The organism is Streptomyces calidiresistens, assembly GCF_014141525.1.
In the GTDB taxonomy this organism is placed as follows: Bacteria; Actinomycetota; Actinomycetes; order Streptomycetales; family Streptomycetaceae; genus Streptomyces; species Streptomyces calidiresistens.
The window spans coordinates 1-3,585 of record NZ_VKHS01000583.1; the positions used below are offsets into that span (position 1 = coordinate 1).

Sequence of the window (3,585 nt, forward strand, 5' to 3'; positions counted from 1 at the left end):
CCCCGGGACCCCCGGGGCGCCCGGCCTCCCCGACACCACCGAGCAGGGCGAACTCCTCCGATACGGCTGGAACGACCACGTCTTCGACGCCTTCTCGCCGTACGCCGGCCAGGGCCTGGTCCCCGGCCGGGTGGTACGCGTCGATCGCGGCGGCTGCCGCCTGATCACCGACCGGGGCCCGGTGCGCGTCGAGCACGCCGACACCCCCGCCGGCGTCGTCCGCCCCGACGACCCGACCGCGCCGCCCTGCCCCGGCGACTGGGCCGTCCTCGCCCCGCTGCCCGACGGCCGATGGCGGCTGCACGCCCTGCTGCCCCGCCGCACCGTCCTGCTGCGCTCCGGCGCGGGCCGCCGCAGCGGGGCGCAGGCGCTCGCCGCCAACGTCGATCGCGTGGTGGTCGCCGTCTCCCTGCACGCCGAACCCGTACCGGCCCGGACCGAACGCCTGGTCTCCCTGGCGTGGGCGGCCGGCGCCCAACCGGTCGTCGTCCTCACCAAGGCCGACCTCGCCCCGGAGCCCGCGCAGTCGGTCACCGACACCGCGACCGTGGTGCCCGGCGCCCCCGTCCTCGCCGTCTCCACCCGGACCGGCGACGGGCTGCCGGCACTCGCCGACCTCCTGGCCGAGGCCACATCCGTGGTCGTCGGCCCCTCGGGCGCGGGGAAGTCCACCCTGGTCAACGCGCTGCTGGGGCGGGAGGAACAGCGGGTGAGCCGGATCCGGGAGGCCGACGGACGCGGCCGGCACACCACCACCAGCCGGGACCTGCTCCCGCTGCCCGACGGCGGGGTGCTCATCGACACCCCCGGCATCCGCGGCGTCGGCGTGTGGGGCGCACGCGAGGGCATCCGACGCACCTTCGCGGACGTGGAGGAGCACGCCGAGGGCTGCCGCTTCACCGACTGCTCCCACACCGCCGAACCCGGCTGCGCCGTCCTCGACGCGGTGGAGAGGGGGGAACTGTCCGGGCGCCGGCTGGACGGCTACCGCAAACTGCTGCGGGAGGAGGCATGGGAGGCGTCCCGCACCGACGCCCGCCTGCGCGCCGGCCGGCGCCGGGAGTTCAGGCAGCGGCACCGGGTGATGGAGGAGAACCTGACCCGCAAGTACGGACTCGGGGGCCGAACCGACCGCCGGTGATCCGGTACGCCGTCACCGACGCCCGCCCCGGGGCCTGTTCGCCGTGAGCGAACGGGCCCCGGTCGGCGGGCCGGGACCACCGTGCCGCCGGCCGGAACCGTCCCCCACCCGCCGTAGGGTCGTCGCCATGACTCCCTCGATCGCCACCAACACCCGCGTCAGCCGCGAGGACCTGCTGGAGTTCGTCCGGCCCCGCCACCGGGCCCTGGTCATCACCCGCCGCGCCGACGGCGAACCCCAGGCATCCCCGGTGACCTGCGGGGTGGACACCGCCGGCCGAATCGTCGTCGCGACCTACCCCGAGCGGGCCAAGACCCGCAACCTGCGCCGCGACCCCAGGGCGAGCGTCATCGTCCTGTCCGACGACTGGAACGGTCCCTGGGTCCAGATCGACGGCACCGCCGTGATCCTGGACGTGCCCGACGCCGTCGAACCGCTCGTGGAGTACTACCGCTCCATCTCCGGTGAGCACCCCGACTGGGCCGAGTACCGCCGGGCCATGGTCAACCAGGGCAAGTCGCTGCTGCGGATCGTCCCCGAGCGCTGGGGGCCGGTCGCCACCGGTGGCTTCCCCGCCCGCCTGGCCGAGGACTGAACCGCCGACCGTCCGGTGCCGTGGCCGGTCGCGGAGCCGCCGGTGCGGGAGGAGCCTCCCGCGCCGGCGGCCCCGTGACCGTTCCCCCGCCGTCGGGAGCGGTCGGACGGACCGCGATGATCGGTGTCCGATTTCCGCCGGACGCGGGCGCCCGGGAGCGGCAGACTCGAAGGCGTGATGGACGACGAGACCAGGTACGCGGCCGTGCGCGGGCGGGACGCCCGCTTCGACGGCGTGTTCTTCACCTGCGTGACCTCCACCGGCATCTACTGCCGCCCCAGCTGCCCGGCCCGCACCCCGAAGCGGGAGAACGTCCGCTTCCTGCCCTCGGCCGCCGCCGCCTCCTCCGCCGGTTTCCGCGCCTGCCGACGCTGCCGCCCCGACGCCGTACCCGGCTCCCCGGAGTGGAACCTGCGCGGCGACGTCGTCGCCCGCGCCGTGCGGCTGATCGCCGACGGCGTCGTGGACCGCGAGGGCGTCCCCGGCCTCGCCCACCGCGTCGGGTACAGCCCCCGCCAACTGCAACGCCGACTGGTCGCCGAACTCGGTGCCGGCGCCGCCGGCCTCGCCCGCGCCCAGCGCGCCCACACCGCCCGCCTGCTGCTGCAGAGCACCGAACTGCCCATCACCGAGATCGCGTTCGCCGCCGGCTTCGCCAGCGTCCGGCAGTTCAACGACACCATCCGCGAACTGCACGACCGCACCCCCGGCGAACTGCGCGCCGCCGCCGGCCGCGCCCGCCGCCGCGCCGGCGGCGGTGGACGGCCCGCCGGTACGTCCCCGATCGCGACGGAAACCGGCGCCACCCCACCGGCGGGGGAGGAGCTGCGCCTGCGGCTGCCCCACCGCGGCCCGCTCGCCGTCCGCGAACTCCTCGACTTCCTCATCCGCCGGGCCGTCCCCGGCATCGAGGAGACCTCCGGTCCGCCCGGCGCCCGCCGCTACCGCCGCACCCTGCCCCTGCCACACGCCCACGCGGTGCTGGAGATCCGCGAGGACGAGGCGCTGCGGGAGAGCGGACCGGAACCCGGCGAGGGGAGCGGCACCGCCGGCGGCCGGCTGCCGATCCTGCTGCGGCTGACCGACCACCGAGACCTGACCGCCGCCGTCCAGCGCGTGCGGCGCCTGCTCGACCTGGACGCCGACCCCTTCGCCGTCGCCGAACGCCTCGGCGCCGACCCCCTGCTCGCGGACGCCGTACGGCTCCGCCCCGGCCTGCGCTCACCCGGCGCCGTCGATCCCGTCGAGGCCGCCGCCCGGGCGGTGCTCGGCCAACAGGTCACCGTCGCCGCCGCCCGCACCCTCACCGGCCGGCTCGTCGAGGCCCTCGGCACCCCGCTGCCCGCGCCCGACGGCGGCCTGACACACCTCTTCCCGACCGCCGAGGCGCTGGCCGCCGCTCCCCTCGGCCCCGAGGACCTGCCCGGACTGCCCGGCGCCCGCCGTCGCACCCTGCACACCGTCGCCGGGGCGCTCGCCGACGGGCGGGTGCGCCTGGACCCCGGCGCCGACCGGGAGGAGACCGAACGCGCCCTGCTCGCCCTGCCCGGCATCGGCCCCTGGACCGCCGGTTACCTGCGGATGCGCGCCCTCGGCGACCCCGACGTACTGCCCGCCGGGGACGCGGGCATCCGCGCCGGGCTCGCCCGGCTGGGCGTCGAGCCCGCCGCGACCGATACCCTCGCCGGGACCTGGCGGCCGTGGCGCAGCTACGCCGTGCACCACCTGTGGTGCCTCGCGGCCGATCCGGACGACCCGGCGCCCGCCGCATCGACCGACCCCACCGAGCCCACCGAGCCGGAACCGACCCCCGACGCGGCCGACCCCGTGGCGCCGGCCTCCCGTCCCC

General features: G+C 77.3%; 3 protein-coding genes. All 3 read left to right on the forward strand.

The window, feature by feature from the left end:
• Positions 1–1,141: ribosome small subunit-dependent GTPase A (gene rsgA / locus FOE67_RS19970; RefSeq protein ID WP_228474077.1), on the forward strand; the 1,141-nt coding region annotated here is incomplete at its 5' end.
• 127 nt (positions 1,142–1,268) lie between these two features.
• Positions 1,269–1,736, forward strand: coding sequence for a PPOX class F420-dependent oxidoreductase (locus FOE67_RS19975; protein WP_182666219.1), 468 nt, complete (start codon positions 1,269–1,271; stop codon positions 1,734–1,736).
• A gap of 177 nt (positions 1,737–1,913) precedes the next feature.
• A partial coding sequence (locus FOE67_RS19980) for a DNA-3-methyladenine glycosylase 2 family protein (protein WP_194444489.1) occupies positions 1,914–3,585 on the forward strand: 1,672 nt, incomplete at its 3' end.

What these genes read in the sequence shown, in the direction of transcription:
- FOE67_RS19975 (WP_182666219.1), top strand. Translation starts at nt 1,269, where the DNA reads ATGACTCCCTCGATCGCCACCAACACCCGCGTCAGCCGCGAGGACCTG.